At 68.5% G+C, this 18,251-nt stretch carries 21 protein-coding genes; 20 read left to right on the forward strand and 1 reads right to left on the reverse strand.

The genetic code is table 11. The features are described from left to right. Positions 1-35 precede the first annotated feature (35 nt). From rpsP to ACOGXE_RS12980, 6 genes are all read left to right on the forward strand, one after another. Positions 36-506, forward strand: a complete 471-nt coding sequence (rpsP, locus tag ACOGXE_RS12955; protein WP_419931327.1) for a 30S ribosomal protein S16 — start codon at positions 36-38, stop codon at positions 504-506. After that, positions 503-775 carry a KH domain-containing protein gene (locus ACOGXE_RS12960; RefSeq protein ID WP_419914980.1) on the forward strand — a complete coding sequence of 91 codons (273 nt, stop codon included), beginning with the start codon at positions 503-505 and terminating at the stop codon, positions 773-775. Before rpsP ends, ACOGXE_RS12960 begins: the two co-directional genes overlap by 4 nt. Continuing rightward, the gene (rimM, locus tag ACOGXE_RS12965; protein WP_419931328.1) at positions 741-1,250 is read left to right on the forward strand and encodes a ribosome maturation factor RimM; all 510 of its coding nucleotides are present in this window, start codon (positions 741-743) and stop codon (positions 1,248-1,250) included. The genes ACOGXE_RS12960 and rimM overlap by 35 nt, the downstream gene beginning before the upstream one ends. Continuing rightward, positions 1,228-2,019, forward strand: a complete 792-nt coding sequence (gene trmD, locus ACOGXE_RS12970; RefSeq protein ID WP_419931329.1) for a tRNA (guanosine(37)-N1)-methyltransferase TrmD — start codon at positions 1,228-1,230, stop codon at positions 2,017-2,019. Before rimM ends, trmD begins: the two co-directional genes overlap by 23 nt. 75 nt (positions 2,020-2,094) lie before the next feature. Next, positions 2,095-2,439, forward strand: coding sequence for a 50S ribosomal protein L19 (rplS, locus tag ACOGXE_RS12975; RefSeq protein WP_419931330.1), 345 nt, complete (start codon positions 2,095-2,097; stop codon positions 2,437-2,439). Positions 2,440-2,478: 39 nt separating this feature from the next. Continuing rightward, positions 2,479-2,823, forward strand: coding sequence for a YraN family protein (locus ACOGXE_RS12980; RefSeq protein WP_419931331.1), 345 nt, complete (start codon positions 2,479-2,481; stop codon positions 2,821-2,823). Between the two features lie 12 nt (positions 2,824-2,835). Here the strand turns inward: ACOGXE_RS12980 and ACOGXE_RS12985 are convergent, their stop codons facing one another. After that, entirely contained in the window at positions 2,836-2,985 is a 150-nt protein-coding gene (locus ACOGXE_RS12985; RefSeq protein ID WP_419931332.1) for a hypothetical protein, read from the reverse strand. Between the two features lie 418 nt (positions 2,986-3,403). Here ACOGXE_RS12985 and ACOGXE_RS12990 point away from each other — a divergent pair, with 418 nt between their 5' ends. The 14 genes from ACOGXE_RS12990 (at position 3,404) to nusA (ending at position 18,205) form a co-directional block, all read left to right on the forward strand. Next, positions 3,404-4,939, forward strand: coding sequence for a YifB family Mg chelatase-like AAA ATPase (locus tag ACOGXE_RS12990; protein WP_419931333.1), 1,536 nt, complete (start codon positions 3,404-3,406; stop codon positions 4,937-4,939). Continuing rightward, entirely contained in the window at positions 4,936-6,096 is a 1,161-nt protein-coding gene (dprA, locus tag ACOGXE_RS12995; RefSeq protein ID WP_419931335.1) for a DNA-processing protein DprA, read from the forward strand. Before ACOGXE_RS12990 ends, dprA begins: the two co-directional genes overlap by 4 nt. A 63-nt stretch (positions 6,097-6,159) precedes the next feature. Beyond that, on the forward strand, positions 6,160-7,077 hold the full coding sequence (locus ACOGXE_RS13000; RefSeq protein WP_419931336.1) for a tyrosine-type recombinase/integrase: 918 nt from the start codon (positions 6,160-6,162) through the stop codon (positions 7,075-7,077). A 14-nt stretch (positions 7,078-7,091) separates the two neighbouring features. Continuing rightward, positions 7,092-7,640: a murein hydrolase activator EnvC family protein gene (locus ACOGXE_RS13005; RefSeq protein WP_419931337.1), complete on the forward strand. Its 549-nt coding sequence runs from the start codon at positions 7,092-7,094 to the stop codon at positions 7,638-7,640. Between the two features lie 114 nt (positions 7,641-7,754). Then, complete coding sequence (gene rpsB, locus ACOGXE_RS13010; RefSeq protein ID WP_419931338.1) at positions 7,755-8,774, forward strand: 30S ribosomal protein S2; 1,020 nt, start codon at positions 7,755-7,757, stop codon at positions 8,772-8,774. Between the two features lies 1 nt (position 8,775). Further along, positions 8,776-9,582 (forward strand): translation elongation factor Ts, encoded by an 807-nt coding sequence (gene tsf / locus ACOGXE_RS13015; RefSeq protein WP_419931339.1) that lies wholly within the window; start codon positions 8,776-8,778, stop codon positions 9,580-9,582. 20 nt (positions 9,583-9,602) lie between these two features. Further along, complete coding sequence (gene pyrH, locus ACOGXE_RS13020) at positions 9,603-10,358, forward strand: UMP kinase (protein WP_419931340.1); 756 nt, start codon at positions 9,603-9,605, stop codon at positions 10,356-10,358. Positions 10,359-10,478: 120 nt separating this feature from the next. After that, positions 10,479-11,000: a ribosome recycling factor gene (gene frr, locus ACOGXE_RS13025; protein ID WP_419933522.1), complete on the forward strand. Its 522-nt coding sequence runs from the start codon at positions 10,479-10,481 to the stop codon at positions 10,998-11,000. A gap of 20 nt (positions 11,001-11,020) precedes the next feature. Further along, positions 11,021-12,499 (forward strand): phosphatidate cytidylyltransferase, encoded by a 1,479-nt coding sequence (locus ACOGXE_RS13030; RefSeq protein ID WP_419931341.1) that lies wholly within the window; start codon positions 11,021-11,023, stop codon positions 12,497-12,499. Positions 12,500-12,503: 4 nt separating this feature from the next. Further along, the gene (gene dxr, locus ACOGXE_RS13035; protein WP_419931342.1) at positions 12,504-13,658 is read left to right on the forward strand and encodes a 1-deoxy-D-xylulose-5-phosphate reductoisomerase; all 1,155 of its coding nucleotides are present in this window, start codon (positions 12,504-12,506) and stop codon (positions 13,656-13,658) included. Then, positions 13,655-14,896: a M50 family metallopeptidase gene (locus tag ACOGXE_RS13040; protein ID WP_419931343.1), complete on the forward strand. Its 1,242-nt coding sequence runs from the start codon at positions 13,655-13,657 to the stop codon at positions 14,894-14,896. Before dxr ends, ACOGXE_RS13040 begins: the two co-directional genes overlap by 4 nt. Positions 14,897-14,909: 13 nt before the next feature. Then, positions 14,910-16,121 carry a flavodoxin-dependent (E)-4-hydroxy-3-methylbut-2-enyl-diphosphate synthase gene (gene ispG, locus ACOGXE_RS13045; protein WP_419931344.1) on the forward strand — a complete coding sequence of 404 codons (1,212 nt, stop codon included), beginning with the start codon at positions 14,910-14,912 and terminating at the stop codon, positions 16,119-16,121. A gap of 192 nt (positions 16,122-16,313) precedes the next feature. Further along, the gene (gene rimP / locus ACOGXE_RS13050; RefSeq protein ID WP_419931345.1) at positions 16,314-16,964 is read left to right on the forward strand and encodes a ribosome maturation factor RimP; all 651 of its coding nucleotides are present in this window, start codon (positions 16,314-16,316) and stop codon (positions 16,962-16,964) included. Continuing rightward, positions 16,961-18,205, forward strand: a complete 1,245-nt coding sequence (nusA, locus tag ACOGXE_RS13055; RefSeq protein ID WP_419931346.1) for a transcription termination factor NusA — start codon at positions 16,961-16,963, stop codon at positions 18,203-18,205. The genes rimP and nusA overlap by 4 nt, the downstream gene beginning before the upstream one ends. Positions 18,206-18,251: the final 46 nt, after the last annotated feature.

An 18,251-nucleotide genomic window follows, 5' to 3' on the forward strand; every position in this document is an offset into this window, starting at 1 on the left:
GAGCCCCCATCCGAATCCACCTCACCGGGAGCAACATGGCCGTTCGTCTGCGCCTCAAGCGCACAGGCAAGAAGAAGCAGCCCAGCTATCGCGTCGTCGCAGTCGACAGCCGCAAGCCCCGCGACGGCCGCGTGCTGGAGGTGATCGGCACCTACGACCCTCGACAGGAGCCTTCCGCCATCTCGATCGTCAACGAGCGCGCTGTCCATTGGCTCAGCCACGGGGCGCAGCCCAGCGATACCGTTTCCAAGCTGCTGACGATTTCCGGTGCGTGGGACGAGTTCCGCTCGCAGGGTTCATCGGGGCCTGCAGACGGCAGCGTCGATACCGCCGAGGCTGCCCCCTCTGAACCCGCCCCAGCGCCGGCGCCCGATCTGGTGCTCGACACTCCGCCCGCGGGCGCAGACGACTCGCCGGCAGCCTCCGGGCAGGCGACTGCCGATGAGCCGGCACCCGGCAACGGGGCATCTGAGTCGAAGTCACCTGAACCAGGGGAGGTCCAGTGACCGACGGTCACACCGGCGCAGACACCGAGACCACCACTGCCGAAGAGGTTCTGCTGTATCTCATCGCCCAGCTGGTCGAGCATCCCGACCAGGTGGAAGTCGAGATTGCCGAGTCGGGCTCGAAGCTGAGCCTGACGGCGACCGTGAGCTCAGATGACATCGGTCGGGTAATCGGCAAGCGAGGTCGCGTCGCGAATGCCATCCGAACGCTGGTGCGCGCTGCAGCCCATCGCGATGGCGTCCAAGTCGAAGTCGACTTCCGGGACTGATTCCCGCCCAGCGGCCTTGCTGGAGATCGCGACGGTCGGACGCGCACACGGGGTGCGCGGCGACGTCGTCCTGCACCCGGTCACCAACCGGCTTGAGCGATTCGACGTCGGCTCGAAGCTCATCACCGCCGCCGGGGAGCGAGCGGTGTCCCGTTCGCGCTTCGATGGCAATCGATGGCTCGTCAGCTTCGATGGCATCGATGATCGCGATGCGGCGGCGGCACTCACGGGCACGACGGTGTTTGCCGAACCATTGGATGACCCCGACGAGCTGTGGGTGCACGAGCTGTGCGGGAGCTCGGTCATCGACCAGAACGGATCCGACGCAGGGGTGATCACGAGCGTTGTGGCCAATCCGGCCGCAGATCTGCTCGAACTCGACACGGGTCACCTCGTGCCGCTGACGTTCGTGGTGCGCTGCGAGCCCGGTGCCGTCCACGTAGAGGTGCCCGATGGGCTCTTCGAGCTCAGCTGAGGCCAAATCCGCTCGGGCACGAAGCCCGGAGACAGGACTGCGCATCGACCTGTTCTCCATCTTCCCGGCCGAGCTGGATGCGATGTGCGAGCTGAGCGTTCTGGGGCGAGCCCGACGCAGCGGTGTGCTCGACATCCGCTGCTGGGACTTGCGGCTGGCGACCACCGACGCTCACCGCACCATCGACGATGCCCCCTTCGGGGGCGGGCCGGGCATGATCCTGATGCCCGAGCCCGTCTTTGCCGCCGTCGAGGCGGTCTCGCCGCCGCGGCCGCTGCTGCTGCTCGACGCCGGCGGCCGGCGGTTCGATCACACGATGGCTGCCGAGCTGGCCGCAGCAGGGGGATTCAGCCTGCTGTGCGGCCGCTATGAAGGGGTGGACGAACGCATCCGTACCGAGCTCGTGGACGGTTCGGTCTCCATCGGCGATGTCGTGCTGGCCGGTGGCGAATTCGCCGCCATGGTCATCGTGGAAGCCGTCGGCAGACTGGTGCCCGGCGTGCTGGGCAACGAGGCTTCCAGCGCAGACGAGAGTTTTGCGACCGGGCTGCTGGAGCATCCGCAGTGGACGCGGCCTGCGTCGTTCCGCGGGCTTGAGGCACCCGGAGTCCTGCGCAGCGGCGACCACGCCCGGGTCAATCGCTGGCGCCAGGCGATGGCGCTGGTCCGCACGGCCGCCGAGCGCCCTGATCTGCTGGCGGCCCGTGGCGTCAGCCAGGCGGATCGGGAGCTTCTCGCAGAGTTCGGCCTCGAGATCGACGATGGCTGAACAGTGCCGCAACGCGCAGGCTGACCACTAGCCTGCGGTGTTCGTCGTCACGCCGATCACGGGAGTCGGATCGCCATGGGCAGCACCGATCTTGTCGACCAGGCTCGTCTTCGAGACGATCATCCTGACTTCGGCCCCGGTGACACGGTGCGCGTCCATGTACGCGTCGTCGAGGGCAACCGGCAGCGCACCCAGGTGTTCGAGGGGTACGTGATCGCACGGCACTCGTCGGGCATCAGCGAGACCTTCACCGTTCGCAAGCTCAGCTTCGGCGTAGGGGTCGAGCGGACCTTTCCGCTGCACGCGCCCACCATCGCGAAGATCGAGCGTGTGGCCGTCGGCGATGTGCGCAGAGCGAAGCTGTACTACCTGCGCGACCGCGTCGGCAAGGCAGCACGGATTCGCGAGAAGCGTTTCTAGCCGGCACACCATCGGTCGGGGACCGGACGTGAGGAGCGGGTGACCGTTCGGCGTCAGGCGCTCGGTCGATACGGCGAGGATCTCGTCGAGCGCTGGTATGCCGAGCGCGGCTACCGCGTGCTGGATCGCAACTGGCGATGCTCGCTCGGAGAACTGGACCTCGTGGTGACCGACGGCTCGGAGCTGGTGTTCTGCGAGGTCAAGACCCGATCCGGCGACCGGTACGGCACTGGCTTTGAGGCGATCACGCCGCGCAAGCAGCAGCAAGTCCGGCGTCTCGCAGCGCAGTATGTGCGTCAGCGCGGCGGCTGGGCAGGACCGCTGCGCTGCGACGCTGCTGCGGTCCGGGGCCGCACCGTCGAGGTGCGTACTGCCGCCTTCTAACGCTTCGGCCGCCTAGCCCAGCGGTCGCCGCCGGTCCTTGGCCGACCAGCAGCCCCAATGCCAGTGGCGGCGCAAGTCGGGGGCATCGACAGGCACGGCAACCACGTGACCGACGCCGACCTCGATGGTGTTGGCACAGCCCCCGCAGGTGTAGCGCTTCACGGCTTCGTAGGGTTGAACCCGACGCACGTCGAAGCCCGGTTCGGGTTCGAGCTTGCGCACCGTCGGCCTCAGCCCAGCAGGGCCCAGAGGACCAGGCCGATGGCAACGAACGCCGCAGTGGCCAGCAGCACGTAGTCGAGCCGCGTGGTGCTGTGCTTGCGGTAGGGGTCGTAGCCCATGGGTGAAGTATCGCCCCGCATCACCTCCGCGGCGCAGATCGGCGGTAATTCGTTGCGCCCGTCGCACCGCCGCGGTCTACGGTCCACGCCACGGTCAGCGGGGCAGCGGGCACCGGCAGCATCGCCGATTCGGCACCGCGCCGCAGATCGATCTGATCGTCGCCCCGAGCGGGCTTCCGCGCCATCACCGGATCGCGCGCCGTGCGCGCCCGTCCGGTGGCAACTGCGAGAGGAGGCCCATGCTGGCTACTGCAACGACCGCGACGCTGGTCGGTGTCGACGGTCACGTCGTCACCGTCGAGGTGCACACCTCCAACGGCCTGCCGTCATTCACCATTGTCGGGCTGCCCGACGCAGCCTGTCGGGAGGCGCGGGACCGGGTTCGGGCTGCGGTGCTCTCGTCGGGGCTGCACTGGCCCGACAGCCGCGTCACCGTCAACTTGGCACCGTCGGGTCTGCGCAAAGGCGGCGCGGTACTGGACGTGGCCATGGCGGTGGCAGTGCTCGCCGCCACTGACCAGGTGCCGGCTGAGTCGCTGCTCGGGAAGGCGTTCTTGGGCGAACTCGGACTCGATGGCGCCGTCAGGGCCGCAGCCGGCATCCTGCCGCTCACGGACGCGCTCCGGGACCATGCCGTCGTCGTCGCGTCCGAGGCCTGCCACGTCGCTCTGGCCGCAGGCCCGCGAGCTGTCCATGCGGTCCGAACGCTGGCCGAGCTTGCGTCGGTGCTCGCCGGCCGCGCACCGTGGCCCGAGACGCCGCCGATTCCGCCCCAGCCGCCGGCGGCACCGCTGCCGGATCTCGGTGATGTGGTAGGACAGCCGCTCGCCCGCCGGGCCGTCGAGGTTGCGGCGGCGGGCGGTCATCACCTGCTCATGCTGGGACCGCCCGGAGCGGGCAAGACCATGCTGGCCCGGCGGTTGGTGGGCCTGCTGCCCGAGCTCGACGGGCAGTCCGCGATGGAGGCGACACGGGTGCAGTCGGCCGCCGGCCTGCCGCTGCCCACGGGCCTGGCGACCCGTCCTGCGTTTCGCAGCCCACACCACACCGCCACCGTCACCGCGCTGATCGGCGGAGGCACGACGGCGATTCGCCCTGGAGAGATATCGCTCGCACATCGCGGCGTGCTGTTCCTCGACGAACTGGGCGAGTTCGCGCCCAGCGTGCTCGACGCCATGCGTCAGCCGCTTGAGGAGGGAGTCGTGCGGGTGAGCAGGGCGTCGGGCGCTTGCACCTTTCCTGCCCGTTTCCTCCTGGTGGCTGCCATGAACCCGTGCCCGTGCGGCCACGCAGGCCGGCCCGGCTCGTGCCGGTGTTCCGACTACGCCCGTCAGCGATATCTGCGCCGACTGTCGGGTCCGTTGCTCGACCGATTTGACTTGCGGGTCCAGGTCCAGCGCCCCGAACCCGATCAACTGCTCGACGGCATTCGCGGCGAATCCACCGAGCCCGTCGCTGCGCGCGTGGCCGCTGCCCGCACCCGGGCCGCGACTCGCGGCGTGGCGACCAATGCCGAGTTGACGCCTGTCCAGCTGGAGCGGCACGCGCCGATCACGACGAGCGCGCGGCGCGAGCTGCGAACACGCTTGAGGGAAGGCCTTCTCAGCGGTCGCGGACTGCACCGCGTCAGGTGTGTCGCCTTGACGATGTGCGATCTCGACGGCGATGAACCGGTGGTCAACGCTGAGCGCCTGCATGAAGCGCTCACGCTTCGAGCGACTGTCGGTTCCCTGCACGCACCCGTCTCCGCCGAGCATCGGATGAGCACCGGATGAGCAGCGCTCTGGCAGACGCGGGCCATCGGGCCGAGCTGGGCGCGCTGCTCGAGCTCGTCTCCCTGCCTGCCGCAGGTCCGGCTCGCCTGCGCGTGCTGCTGGCCGGTCGCAGCGCGCAGACAGCGGTGGAGGACCTGCGCGCGGGCCGCCCGGCCACGCTCGCGGCACTGGGTGCCTGCCGCGGCGTGGACACCGCGCTGATCGCCTCATGGCGGCAGCGGCTCGGTGCAGCGCTCAGACGTGCCGAAGCGGGCGGCTGGCAGGTGGGCGCCGATCGATTGGACGCGCACGAACGCGCTGGCGTCTGGCTGCAGTTGCCGTGGCAGGCGGGCGCAGCAGGCCTGTGGGAGTCCGATCCCGAGCCGCCGGCAGTGCTGTTCGGGCAGGGGACGCCGATCGACGCCGCGCTGCGGCGTGTCGGCATCGTGGGCACGCGGCGGTGCAGTGCATACGGCCGCACGGTGGCGAGAATGCTGGGGTCGGGTCTCGCTGCTGAAGGCATCGCCGTGGTGTCGGGATTGGCCACCGGAATCGACGGCATCGCCCAGCGCGCTGCGCTCGATCGGGACGGCCCGGTCATCGGCGTGGTGGGCAGCGGGTTGGATCGCGTCTATCCCGCCGCGAACCGGACGCTGTGGGCTGAGGTGGCGGAGCGCGGCACCTTGCTCAGCGAGTACCCGCTGGGAACACAAGCAGTGCAATGGCACTTCCCGGCTCGCAATCGCATCCTGGCGGCACTGTGCGAGGTGCTGGTGGTGGTGGAGTCGGGGCCGTCCGGCGGATCGATGTACACCGTCGACGCCGCCGCGGAGCGGGGCCGGCAGGTCATGGCGGTACCGGGCCCGATTACCAGCGCAAGCTCGACCGGAACGAACCGGCTGCTCGCCGAAGGGTGCGCACCGGTGTGCGGGGTGGACGATGTGCTGGTGGCGCTCGGCGAAGCCCGTGGCGACGTCGGCGTGCCCGCCGCGCGAGAGCTGCCGGATGATCCGCTCAGCCGCCGGATACTGGACGAGCTCACCGGAGAACCCCGATCAGTCGACCAACTGGTGATGGGCACCGGCGCGTCGCTGGGAGAATTGGCATCGACGCTGGGCCGGATGCAGCTGTCGGGCTGGGTAGTCGAGACGGGCGGATGGTGGGAGAAGGCTCGGTGAGGGCCCGGCGCCGTTGCGGCGATGCTTGCGAACGGGTGCAGACTGCTCGGTACTGTGGTTCTGGTGACTGCGCTTGTGGTGGCTGCGCCGCCGCCCGTGTGGCGAGTTCCCGAATTCGTTCTGTCGCTGACGGCGGCATCGGACGCCACCAAGCGCGCCTACCGCTCCGATCTGTGTCAGTTCGCCGAGTGGGCCGCCCGGGCCGGGCTCGACGCCCCTGGCCGCATCGATCGGCGCTGGCTGCGGCGATACATCGCGTTCCTGTCCGTGCGCGGGCTGTCGCGGCGCTCCGTAGCTCGCAAAGCATCCGCGTTGAGGCGTTACTTCGGCTGGCTGACCGCGGAAGGGGCCGTCGATGCCGACCCGGCGCTCGGCCTCGCCGCGCCGGCTGGGTCGGGACGCCTGCCGCGAGTGCTCGGGGCGGCAGAAGTTTCCGACATGCTCGGCGACGGCACAGTGCCCGACGATCCGACAGAGCTGCGCGATCGGCTTGTGCTCGAAATGCTCTACGGCAGCGGCTTGCGGGTCGCCGAGCTCTGCCAGCTCGATCGCGGCGCCTTCCGGCCCGGCAATGCTCACATCGAGGTGATCGGGAAGGGTGCCAAGCATCGCCGGGTTCCGCTCAGCGAGCCGGCTGCGGCATTGCTTGGCGCATGGCGAGGAGGCGGGAGCGACGAGTTCGATGCGCAGCGACTGCGCAGCGAAGCCGACCGCGACCCTGCGGCGCTGCTGGTCAACCTGCGCGGCAAGCGAATCGGTGCGCGGGACGTGCAGCGGATCCTGGATCGTCACGCCGCTGCGCCGACCCATCCGCATGCCCTGCGGCACACCTACGCGACGCACTTGCTGGACGGCGGCGCCGACCTGCGCGTGGTCCAGGAATTGCTCGGCCACCAACGACTCGCAACGACACAGATCTACACACGGGTCAGCAGGGAACGTCTCAGAGAGGTGTACGAGTCGGCACACCCGCGCGCCTGACAGTCGCCGCCGCCATGGTGAGCGTGGCGGTGCTGGCCGGCGGAGTCGGCCCGGCGTGGGCGCAGGCCGGGCTGGCGCAGATGGGGCCGCCCGTCGCCTACATCTGGCCTGTGCAGGGAACCGTCATCGATCCGTTCCGGCTGCCGGCCCACCCCTGGGGACCCGGCAATCGCGGCGTGGAGCTAGCGACCCAGCCGGGCTCTGCCTTCTGGGCGGCCGCACGCGGGGTCGTGAGCTTTGCGGGACAAGCAGGAGGGCGGTTGCACGTCACCGTGAGCCACCCCGACGGTCTGAGAGTGTCGTACTCCGGGGTCGAGTCCATCAGCGTCCGTCGAGGCGAGCGGGTCGCGCCCCGACAGCAGCTCGGCACCACGGGCGATCGGCTGCACGTCGGCGTGCGCCGGGGCGAGACGTACCTCGACCCGGCCCGGATCTTCGGTCAGGGCGGCCGGTCGGGCAGACGGCCTGCGCTCAGCCGCCCGCAGCTTGTGCCCGCATCGCTGCCGGTGTACCGGCTTCAACTGCGCTGGTTACACTCCGGCGCTGGCATTGCAGTGCTCTAGGGGGCTGCAGGGCCGCCGTCAAACGATCTGACCAGCCGGGGCGACCCCACGGTCGCCGCTGTCCAAGCGGTGTCGTCCCCGGTGCAGAGTTTCGAACCGTGGGGAGGAGCACTCATGTCCGCTGTCGTGACCATGTCCGACCTGCTCGCCGCCGGCGTCCATTTCGGCCACCAGACCCGTCGCTGGAATCCCAAGATGGAGCGATTCCTGTGGGGCGAGCGCAACGGCATCTACATCATCGACCTCCGGCAGACGCTCCAGCTGCTCGAAGACGCCTACGCCTATGTGCGCGACACCGTGGCGCGTGGCGGCACGATTCTGTTCGTCGGGACCAAGCGCCAGGCGCAGTACCCGATCCAGCGCCATGCCGCCGCCTGCGGTATGCCGTACGTGAATCAGCGCTGGCTGGGCGGGATGCTGACCAACTTCCGCACGATCCGCGGCCGGGTCACCAAGATGCTGGAGTACGAGCGCATGCAGGCCGCAGGCGACTTCGACAACATGCCGAAGAAGGAGGCTCTGCTGCACACCCGCGAGCTCACCAAGCTGCAGCGCAACCTGAACGGCATCCGGAACATGGACAAGCTGCCCGACGCCGTGTTCGTCCTCGACACGCCGAAGGAGCACATCGCCGTGGCAGAGGCGGTTCGGCTGAAGCTGCCGGTCGTTGCCGTCGCCGACTCGAACTCCGATCCCGACCCGATCACCTATGTCATCCCCGGCAACGACGATGCCATCCGCTCGACTGAGCTGCTGTGCCGGGTCATTGCCGATGCCGCATTGGAGGGCCGGTACATGGCCGAGCGCAGCGGCGTGGCGGTGGCCCCGGCAGGAGAGCGCTCGCCCGAGGAAGAAGCCCGCATCGCAGCCCAACAAGCCGAGGCGCAACGAGCCGCCATGGCCGAGGCTGCGGCCCGCGAGGCCCGGATTGCCGCCGACCAAGCGGCGAAGGCCGCGGCGGCAGCCGCCGTTCCGGACATGCGGCCGGCAGAAGCCCCCGCTGCATCGGCGGATGCCGGCAGTGACACCGCTTCCGACGACGCCGATGGGCCATCCGCACACGCCGAGTCGGTCAGCGAGGCTGACGACGCTGAGACAGAGACCCCCCCATCTGCCTCACAAGGAGCCGCCTGACATGGCAGCATTCACCGCAAAGGACGTTCAGGCCCTGCGACGCGCCACCGGCGCAGGGATGATGGATGCCAAGAACGCGCTGACAAGGTGCGACGGGGATGCCGACGCGGCGGCGCAGTGGCTGCGTGAGAACGGCATCGCCAAGTCCGCCGCACGAGCAGATCGTGACAACAGCGACGGCGTCGTTGTGGCCCGCGTGGTGCGCAACGGCAACCAATCGGTCGGAGCGATCGTGGAGCTGCGCTGCGAGACCGATTTCGTCGCCAAGTCCGATGGATTCGGATCGATGGCGGACCGGTTGCTCACCGATGTGATTGCGACCGGCCCGGCTGCCGTTGCCGATTCGGCCGCGGACCTCGAGGATCTGAAGATCACGCTCAAGGAGAACATCGCCATCGGCACGGTTGAGCGATTCGAAGCCCCCGTCGGTTCCTGCATCGATGCCTACGTCCACCAGCAGAACGGCCGCGGCGTCAATGCTGTGCTCGTGGAACTCGAAGGAGCCACGCCTGAGCTGGCTCATGACGTGGCGCTGCACATAGCGAGCAGTCGTCCCACCTACATCCGGCGTTCGGATGTGCCCACGGAGGTGCTGGATCGGGAGCGGGCAACCTTCGAGGCCATCAGCCGGAACGAGGGCAAGCCGGAGAATGCGCTGCCGAAGATCGTGGAGGGCCGCCTGACGGGCTACCTGCGCGAGCACACGCTCATGGAGCAGAAGTTCGTGAAGGACGAGAAGCGGACCATCGCCGATCTCGTCGGATCGGCGAACGTGACCCGCTTCGCCCAAGTCGAGATCGGCCGCTGAGCATCGCTGTGGCTGCGGACGTGACACCGGAGCCACGCAAGATCCGTCGCCCTGGCGGTCCGCCGAAGTGGAGGCGGGTGGTGCTGAAGCTGTCCGGCGAGGCGTTGGCCGATGCCGGAGGGCACAACGTCAGCGCCGCAGTCGTGGATGCGCTGGCTTCGGAGATCGCCGACGTGTGGACCTCGTTGAAGGTCGATATCGCCGTTGTCGTCGGGGGCGGCAACATCTGGCGCGGCATGGCGGGCTCGATCGGCGGCATGGACCGCGCGCAGTCTGACCACATGGGCATGCTCGCCACCGTCATCAACGCGCTAGCGCTGCAAGACGCGCTCGAACGCAGGGACGTGCCCACCCGGGTGATGACCGCCATTGGCATGGCACAGATCGCCGAGCCCTATATCCGCCGCCGCGCCGTGCGCCACCTGGAAAAGGGACGCGTGGTGATATTCGCGGCGGGCACCGGCAACCCGTTCTTCACCACCGACACGGCGGCCGCGTTGCGGGCGGCGGAAGTTGACGCCGACGTCGTGCTGAAGGGCACTCATTCCGGTGTCGACGGCGTCTATACGTCTGACCCCCAGACAGACCCCAATGCCCAGCTGCTCAGCGAAGTCACGTTTCTCGAGGTGCTGTCCCGGGAGCTGGCGGTGATGGACTCGGCGGCCATCGCTGTGTGCAAGGACAATGCCACTCCCATCGTGGTCTTCGATCTCATGACGCGGGGCAATTTCCGCCGCGTCGTCGAAGGCGAAGCGCTCGGCACGCTGGTGCGCTGAGCATCCGCAGCCGCTCCACCACGCAGCACGGACAGGTGACGGCGACTCTCGACAGGTCGTCGCTACGCTGGTCGGGTGAGCGAATTCGCCGCTGAGATCTGTGCGGACGCTCGCGAGCGGATGCGCGGCGCAGTCGAACATGCCCGTGGCAACTTCGCCACAGTCCGGACGGGCCGTGCAACACCGGCACTGGTCGAGAAGCTCCAAGTCGACTACTACGGCGCAGCCGTCCCCTTGCAGCAGCTAGCGGGATTCTCGGTGCCTGAGGCCCGCATGCTGGTCATCCAACCATTCGACCGGGCCGCGCTTGACGCCATCTCCAAGGCGGTCATGGAGTCTGACCTTGGCATCAATCCATCCAGCGATGGCAATGTCCTGCGACTGCTGTTCCCCCCGTTGACCGAGGATCGCCGCAAGGATCTCGTGCGCGTCGTGAAGCAGATGGCCGAGGACGGGCGCGTTGCAGTGCGCAACCTGCGTCGCAGTGCTCGTCACGATCTCGATACGCTCGAAAAGGAGAAGGAGATCTCCGCCGACCAGAAGCGTGGCTTCGAACAGGAGCTCGACGCCGACACCGCCAAGTTCGTCGGGGACATTGACCGGGCGTTGGATGCCAAGGAGCAAGAACTCCTCGAGGTGTGACCGAGCAGGTGTGAAGGTAGATGTCCGATAGCAGCGCGCATCCGCCGGCGCACTCCGGTTCCGATCCCAGCGATCCGGCGAGCACTGACGATCCTCTGGGCTCGACCCGGCCGCTGGTGAACTTCGAGTCCGATGAGGCAGCTGCGTCGGATGTGCCTGCCGAGACGCCCGCGGAGCCGGATGCGGCGGCAGCGGAACCAGAGCGTCGCGGCGGTTCGCGCCTGTTCCCTCAGCTGCCCGACGATCCGCGTCTGGCCGGCGAGACGCCGGCGCCACCCGAAGAACCAGCCGCGGCCGGTTACGAGCCGCTGTTCGATGCGCCGGGCGATGCGCCGCCGCCGTCTGTCCCGCCTGCTGGTGCCGCCGCAACGCCGGCTGAGATGCCTGTGGCGCCACCCGCCGATGCCCCGTCAACGCAGGCTGAGATTCCGGCAGCGCCCGCTGCCGAGGCGGTGGCGGGGTCTGATGACAATCCAGCGCCGGTCGCCGCGGCCGCCACCGCCGCCGAAGTACCTTCGGAGGCCGGCGCAGCGGCATCCGAGACTGATCGCTTCGCTCAATGGGCTCGACTCGATGCGTCAGCATCGCACTGGCGCGAGGGGAACCAGGACTATGAGGAGCGTGGAGTCGTGAGCGACGAAGCCCGGACTGTCTTGCACAATGCCCCTACGGACAGCGGCCGCAGCGGCCGCAATCTGCCGGTCGCCATTGCCGTGGGTGCCGTGTTGGCCGCCTTGTTCTTCGGCGCGCTGCGACTGGGCGAAGCGGCCACCGTTGCGCTCATAGCGATAGTGCTGGTGCTGGCCGCGGCCGAGTTCTACCGGGCCGCCCGGCCGCTCGGCTACCGCCCGGCGACGCTGGCGGGCCTCGCAGGTGTAGCGGGTTTGACCGTCGCGGTGCACTTGCGTGGCGTCGAGGCGTATCCGATCGTCCTGGCCGTCGCCGCGGTGACCATCTTCTGCTGGTTCCTGTTCGGTGTTGAACGCGACCATCCCACCGCGAACATGGCCATCACGGCCCTCGGCTTGCTGTGGGTCGGCGGCTTGGGATCATTCGCTGCGCTGATGCTGCGTGAACCGAACGGCGATTCGATGCTGATCGGTGCCGTGATCGGCACAGTCGTCTACGACGTCGGCGGCTACATAGTCGGCCGCACGACGGGCCAAAGCCGACTCGCGGCGCGGATCAGCCCCAACAAGACTCACGAGGGCCTCATCGGGGGCATCGTGCTGTCGGTGGTGATCACCACGCTCGTGCTGAATCGCTTCCCGGGCGTGTTCCCGTGGACCGGAAGCCTCCTCGACGCCCTGTGGCTGAGCCTTGCCGTGGCGCTCGCGGCGCCGCTCGGGGACTTGACCCAGTCAATGGTCAAGCGCGACGTCGCCATCAAGGACATGGGCAGTCTGTTGCCTGGCCACGGCGGAGTCTTCGACCGCTTCGATGCGCTGCTCTTCTCCTTGCCAGTGGCGTACTTCGCCGGCACGTACGTCCTGGGATAGACCCATGGGCGCGACGACCGTCGCGGTACTCGGCTCGACGGGTTCCATCGGCACCCAGACGCTGGAGGTGATCCGCGCCGAACCGGACCGCTTCCGCGCCGTCGCACTCGCTGCGAACAGCTCGGTGAGCGAACTCGCCACCCAAGCCGCCGAGTTCGCGCCGGCGGCAGTTGCGGTGGGCAACGTGGGGCTGGTGCGGGAGCTGCGCGCTGCGCTGCCGCCCAGTGTCGAGGTGCTGGCAGGTCCCGACGCATTCGCCGATCTCGCGGCCACAGCCGACGTTGTGGTGAACGGCGTTGTCGGATTCGCAGGCTTGGGCGTCACTCTGGCCGCACTTCGGGCCGGGCGCCGCCTTGCTCTGGCGAACAAGGAAAGCCTCATCGCCGCGGGGCCGCTGGTGCAGCCCTTGCGGGCGGTGCCCGGTGCCGAGCTCATTCCGGTCGACAGCGAGCACAGCGCCCTGCACCAATGCCTCGCCGGCCAGTCGGCACCGCCGGAGCGGTTGATTCTCACCGGCAGCGGGGGACCGTTCCGCGGCCGCAGCGCCGCCGAGCTGCGCGAGGTAACCGTCAGCGACGCCTTGGCGCACCCCACGTGGTCCATGGGTCCCAAGATCACCGTCGACTCCTCGACGCTCATGAACAAGGGCCTCGAGGTCATCGAGGCCCACGAATTGTTCGCAGTGGACTACGACCGCATCGAGGTGGTCATCCAGCCGCAGTCGGTTGTCCACTCGATGGTGACGTTCGCCGACGGCAGCACGATCGCGCAGCTCTCGCTGCCCGACATGCGCCTGCCGATCGGCTACGCCTTGGCCTATCCAGGGCGCATCGGGACGCCATTCGGCGCCGTCGACTGGTCGATGGTCGGTCGGCTCGAATTCGAAGTGCCGGACACCGAGACCTTCGGTTGCCTGCGCTTGGCGTACGACGCGGGCCGGGCAGGAGGCACCGCTCCCGCGTGGCTCAATGGGGCCAATGAGCATGCTGTCGGCGCGTTCCTGGACGGCAGGCTGCGCTGGCACGAGATCGAGCGCGTGATCTCCGTCGCGATGCAGCATCACGATGGAGCCGCTGCGGACAGCGTGGACGCCGTTATCGCGGCGGATCGCGAGGGACGTCGACACGCCGCCGCTGCCGTGATGGGCATCCGCGCATGAAGGGCCACGCGGACGAGCCGCAAGCACCGACGCCGAGCTCGGCTGTGCGCACCTCCAGCGGGATCGCCGCGCTCGCGGCGTTGGCGCTTCTTGCTTGGAACTACCCGTTCGCCGTCGGCGCAGCGGCGGTGCTCGCCGGCGTGCTGTTCATGCACGAGTTCGGCCACTTCGCGGCCGCACGCGCTGTCGGGATGAAGGTCACCGACTTCTTCCTGGGCTTCGGTCCGAGGCTGTGGAGCTTCCGCCGGGGCGAAACCACCTACGGCCTGCGCGCCCTGCCGCTGGGGGCCTACGTGCGTGTGATCGGCATGTCGAGCGGTGACGCGGTCGAGCCGGGCGATGAGCATCGGGCCTACCGCGTCAAGAGCTACCCGCGCCGGCTGCTGGTCGTATGCGCCGGATCTCTTATGCACTTGGTGATGGCGCTGATCGCCTACGTGGTGTTGCATGCAGCGCTCGGCGCGCCGTCCTTGGATGAGCATCGCTGGCAGGTTGCCGAGGTGATGAGCCAGCGCGACGGCGTGGTGCTGCCCGCAGCGAGCGCCGGCATCAGCCCAGGCGATCGCATTGTGGGCGTCAACGGCGCCGACACCGAGGACTGGAATGCCTTCGTGTCGCAGGTGCAGGCTCTGCCAGGCGAACCGGTGCTGCTCGAGATCGACCGCGACGGCACGCTGCTCGTCGTGGCGACCACGCTGGCTGCAGATCCCGAGACGGGACGAGGCTTGCTTGGCGTGCGTGCCGCCCAGGCGGTCACCTACGAGACTGCTGGCTTGCCGACAGCGACCGTGCGCGCGTTCGCCGACCTCGGCCGTGCCATCGGCGATTCGGTGCTCGGCATCTGGTCGCTGTTCGCGAACTTCGGCGACGTGATCGACCGGATTGTGTCGCCGCCCGGTGATCCCTCGGCGAACGACAACCTGGGCATGCGGCCGTTGGGGGTTTTCGGCATCGTGGATCTGGCTTCGGACACCTCATGGGGGTGGTCCGAGCGGGCACTGATGTTTGCGATGGTCAACGTCTTTCTCGGCGTGTTCAACATGGTGCCGGTGCCGCCGTTCGACGGCGGCCACGTGGCGATTGCGACCTATGAGCGCTGGCGCGAGCGCGGTGGGCGCGAGCGGTACTTCAGCGATCCTCGGGCGCTGGCGCCCGTCGTAGCGGTGGTGGTGACAGCGCTCGCCCTGCTGGCGATCGGCTTGCTCTACCTCGACATCGCCAATCCGATCGATCTGTAGAGGGCTGAGCCGCATGAGCACGTCCAGCACCTACATCCGTCGGCAGACCCGCCAGGTGCATGTCGGCGCGGTCGCGGTCGGGGGCGGGGCACCTATATCGGTGCAGTCGATGACCACCACCAAGACATCGGACGTCGACGGCACCCTTGCCCAGATCTACGCGCTGGCCGGCGCCGGAGCCGACATCGTGCGCTGCACGGCGAACGACATCGCGGCCGTCGAGGCGCTTGCGCAGATCGTTCCCCGTTCGCCGGTGCCGTTGGTGGCGGATGTCCACTTCCAGTACCGGCTGGCGCTGGCGTCGCTCGACGCCGGAGTTGCCTGCCTGCGGCTGAATCCGGGCAACATTCGCAAGCCTGAGCAGATCCGTGCGGTCGCGACCGAGGCGCGCGATCGAGCTGTGCCGATTCGCATCGGCGTCAACGGCGGCTCCCTCGACCCCGACATCGAATCGCGCTACGGCATGACGCCCGTCGCTTTGGTCGAGTCGGCCAAGCGCGAGCTCGGCTACTTCGAGGAGGTGGGATTCGATGATGTCAAGATCTCGGTCAAGGCCAGCGATGTGACGCTGATGGTGGAGTCGTACCGGATGCTCGCCGACGAGGTCGATTTCCCGCTGCACCTCGGCGTCACCGAGGCCGGCCCCCCGCCTGCCGGACTGGTGAAGGCGACTGCCGGCATCGCCACCCTGCTGAACGAGGGCATCGGCGACACCATTCGCTACAGCCTGACCGCCGACCCCGTTCAGGAGGCCACAGCGGGCCAGCAGCTGCTCCAGGCATTGGGCCTGCGAGAGCGTTCCGGCACCGACCTCATCGCGTGCCCGTCGTGCGGCCGCGCCGAAGTCGACGTGATCTCGGTGGCTCAACAGGCGCAGGCGGCTTTTCGTGATCTCGACCTGCCGGTGCAGGTGGCCGTGATGGGCTGCGTGGTGAACGGGCCGGGCGAGGCTCGCAGTGCCGACTTGGGAATCGCCGCAGGCCGCTCCCGTGGCCATCTGTTTGTCAAGGGGCAGGTCGTGTCCGTGGTGCCCGAGGACGAGATGGTCACGGCACTGGTGAGCTGGGCCGAGATCGTGGCGGCCGACGGGGCGGAGGCCGCGCTGCGCAGGGCGGAGGCTGGCGCGGCGGAGGCTGCCGAAGCCGACCGAGCCGCGCTCGTGAGCGAGCAGGGCGACGACGTCAATCAGGCCGCCGAGCGTGTCGCGCTCATCCGGCGCCGCTGAGCGCGCTAGCCGCCTCAGCAGCGGGCGCACTCAGCACGCGCGTTCTCAGAGTGCCTTGGTAGCGTCGTGTCCACAGGACAGTTTCGGTCGGACCTGGGCTCTGCGTCGGTGTTCTTGTGGCTCGGCCGCAAGAACGGGTACCGCAGGAACAGCCCCGAGGGCGGCTGGGGCGACGCGGACAGGGAGGTTGCGATGACTGACACTGCTTCGGCCTCGCGCGCCCCCAAGAACGCGGGATCTCATGGCGGTCGCAGTGATGTCGACGCACCCGAGGCCGGGTGTGACAGCTTGCGCGCCCCGTCTGCGGTCGACCCCTCACAGGTCAGCACGCTCGCCGAACCGATCGCTGCTGAGACTGGATGCGCCCTGTACGACGTTCACTGGCGAGGCGGCACACTCGTCGTTCTGGTCTCGGGCAGCAGTCAGGCCGCCATCGGCGTCGACGCTCTCAGCCGCCTGAGCCGCCGGCTGTCCGCAGCACTCGATGCCGCCGACATGATCCAAGGACGGTACGTGCTCGAGGTGTCCAGCCCCGGCCTCGAGCGCAGCCTGCGCCGTCCGGAGCATTTTGCCGGTGCAGTCGGCGAGCGAGCAGTGATCCGCACGAGTGGACCGCTGCGCCGGCGCATCGTCGGCGAGATTCTGGCGGCCGACGGAGCTGCCGTGTCGATTCGCATCGCTGAGATATCCGGCAGTGGTGCGGCTGACCTCTCCGACCAGCCGCAGGTCGGCCAGACGCTGTCGGTGTCGTTCGGTGAGATTGCCAAGGCCCGCACGACATTCGAATGGGGTTCACCGTCTCGGCGCACGCCGCGGAGCCCTTCAGGAAGGCAGGGACGATGAACAGCCCCGAGATCATGGAGGCGCTCCAAGCACTCGCCGCCGAGAAGGGCATGACGACCGAGGTACTGCTCGAGGCAGTCGCGAACGGCCTCGAATCGGCATACAAGCGCCGCGAGGGTGCCGCCGAGCAGGCCTACGTCATCATCGACGAGTCGTTCAACATCACGGTCTATGCCCAGGAAGTCGATGAGCTGGGCAATGTGCTGCGGGAATGGGATGACACCCCGCACGACCTGGGCAGGATCGTGGCCCAGACGGTCCGACAGGTTCTGAACCAGCGCATCCGCGAAGTCGAACGCGACATGAAGTACGACGAGTACGCCGGACGCGAGGGCGACATCGTCACCGGCATCATCCAGCAGAATGATGCGCGCTACACGTTGCTCGACTTGGGGCGCGTCGAGGCCCTGCTGCCTCAATCCGAGCAGGTTCCCTACGAGCGGCCCGAGCCCAACAGCCGCCTCAAGGCCTACATCGTGGAGGTGCGCAAGACCGCCAAGGGTCCGCAGATCGTCGTGTCGCGTACGCATCCGGGACTGATCCGCGAGCTGTTCAAGCTGGAGGTCCCGGAGATCTCCGACGGTGTCGTCGAGCTGAAGGCATGTGCGCGCGAGCCCGGCCACCGCACGAAGATCGCCGTCTGGTCGAATGACCCCAACATCGACCCGGTCGGAGCATGCGTGGGTGCCCGCGGCAGCCGCGTGCGCCAAGTAGTGAACGAGCTTCGGGGCGAGAAGATCGACATCGTCCCCTTCTCCGACGATCTCCACGACTTTGTGGCCAAGGCACTGTCCCCGGCCCGAGTTCGCGAGGTCCGCTTCCATGCCGACGAAGGCGTTGCCGAAGTGGTCGTGCCTGACCACCAACTGTCGCTGGCGATCGGCCGCGAGGGCCAGAACGCGCGCCTGGCGGCCCGTCTCACCGGTTGGCGCATCGACATCAAGAGCGAGACGCAGATCGCCGAGGAGGAGGCCGGCTACTCCGGAGAGGAGTGGGCCGAGGGGGAGTGGGTCACCAACCCGGACACCGGCGAGCAGACCTGGGTTCCCGCCGACGGCAGCGAGGCGATCACTGCCGGCCAGTGGTCCGAAGCCGTCACCGAAAACCAAGATGCCGACGAGACGGCTGTCGCCGGGACAGCCGCCGAGAACACAGCCGCCGCCGAGAGTGCCGCCACCGACGCTCCTGCAGAGGCTCACACCGACACCAGTACCCTTCCATCGGACTCGACGACGCTGTGAGGCCGATGGCCCTGCTCGTCGCGTCCCCGTTTCCATCCTTGGGCCC

Source organism: Candidatus Poriferisodalis sp. (genome assembly GCF_965208555.1).
GTDB lineage: Bacteria > Actinomycetota > Acidimicrobiia > Acidimicrobiales > Poriferisodalaceae > Poriferisodalis.

Excerpts from the sequence above, each read along its gene's own strand:
- dxr (WP_419931342.1), top strand. The coding sequence starts at position 12,504 with ATGGGCGCGACGACCGTCGCGGTACTCGGCTCGACGGGTTCCATCGGC.
- ispG (WP_419931344.1), top strand. The coding sequence starts at position 14,910 with ATGAGCACGTCCAGCACCTACATCCGTCGGCAGACCCGCCAGGTGCAT.
- rimP (WP_419931345.1), top strand. The coding sequence starts at position 16,314 with ATGACTGACACTGCTTCGGCCTCGCGCGCCCCCAAGAACGCGGGATCT.
- frr (WP_419933522.1), top strand. The coding sequence starts at position 10,479 with ATGCGCGGCGCAGTCGAACATGCCCGTGGCAACTTCGCCACAGTCCGG.
- dprA (WP_419931335.1), top strand. The coding sequence starts at position 4,936 with ATGAGCAGCGCTCTGGCAGACGCGGGCCATCGGGCCGAGCTGGGCGCG.
- tsf (WP_419931339.1), top strand. The coding sequence starts at position 8,776 with ATGGCAGCATTCACCGCAAAGGACGTTCAGGCCCTGCGACGCGCCACC.
- rpsP (WP_419931327.1), top strand. The coding sequence starts at position 36 with ATGGCCGTTCGTCTGCGCCTCAAGCGCACAGGCAAGAAGAAGCAGCCC.
- trmD (WP_419931329.1), top strand. The coding sequence starts at position 1,228 with ATGGGCTCTTCGAGCTCAGCTGAGGCCAAATCCGCTCGGGCACGAAGC.
- ACOGXE_RS13040 (WP_419931343.1), top strand. The coding sequence starts at position 13,655 with ATGAAGGGCCACGCGGACGAGCCGCAAGCACCGACGCCGAGCTCGGCT.
- rpsB (WP_419931338.1), top strand. The coding sequence starts at position 7,755 with ATGTCCGCTGTCGTGACCATGTCCGACCTGCTCGCCGCCGGCGTCCAT.
- ACOGXE_RS13030 (WP_419931341.1), top strand. The coding sequence starts at position 11,021 with ATGTCCGATAGCAGCGCGCATCCGCCGGCGCACTCCGGTTCCGATCCC.
- rplS (WP_419931330.1), top strand. The coding sequence starts at position 2,095 with ATGGGCAGCACCGATCTTGTCGACCAGGCTCGTCTTCGAGACGATCAT.
- ACOGXE_RS13005 (WP_419931337.1), top strand. The coding sequence starts at position 7,092 with ATGGTGAGCGTGGCGGTGCTGGCCGGCGGAGTCGGCCCGGCGTGGGCG.
- rimM (WP_419931328.1), top strand. The coding sequence starts at position 741 with ATGGCGTCCAAGTCGAAGTCGACTTCCGGGACTGATTCCCGCCCAGCG.
- nusA (WP_419931346.1), top strand. The coding sequence starts at position 16,961 with ATGAACAGCCCCGAGATCATGGAGGCGCTCCAAGCACTCGCCGCCGAG.
- ACOGXE_RS12990 (WP_419931333.1), top strand. The coding sequence starts at position 3,404 with ATGCTGGCTACTGCAACGACCGCGACGCTGGTCGGTGTCGACGGTCAC.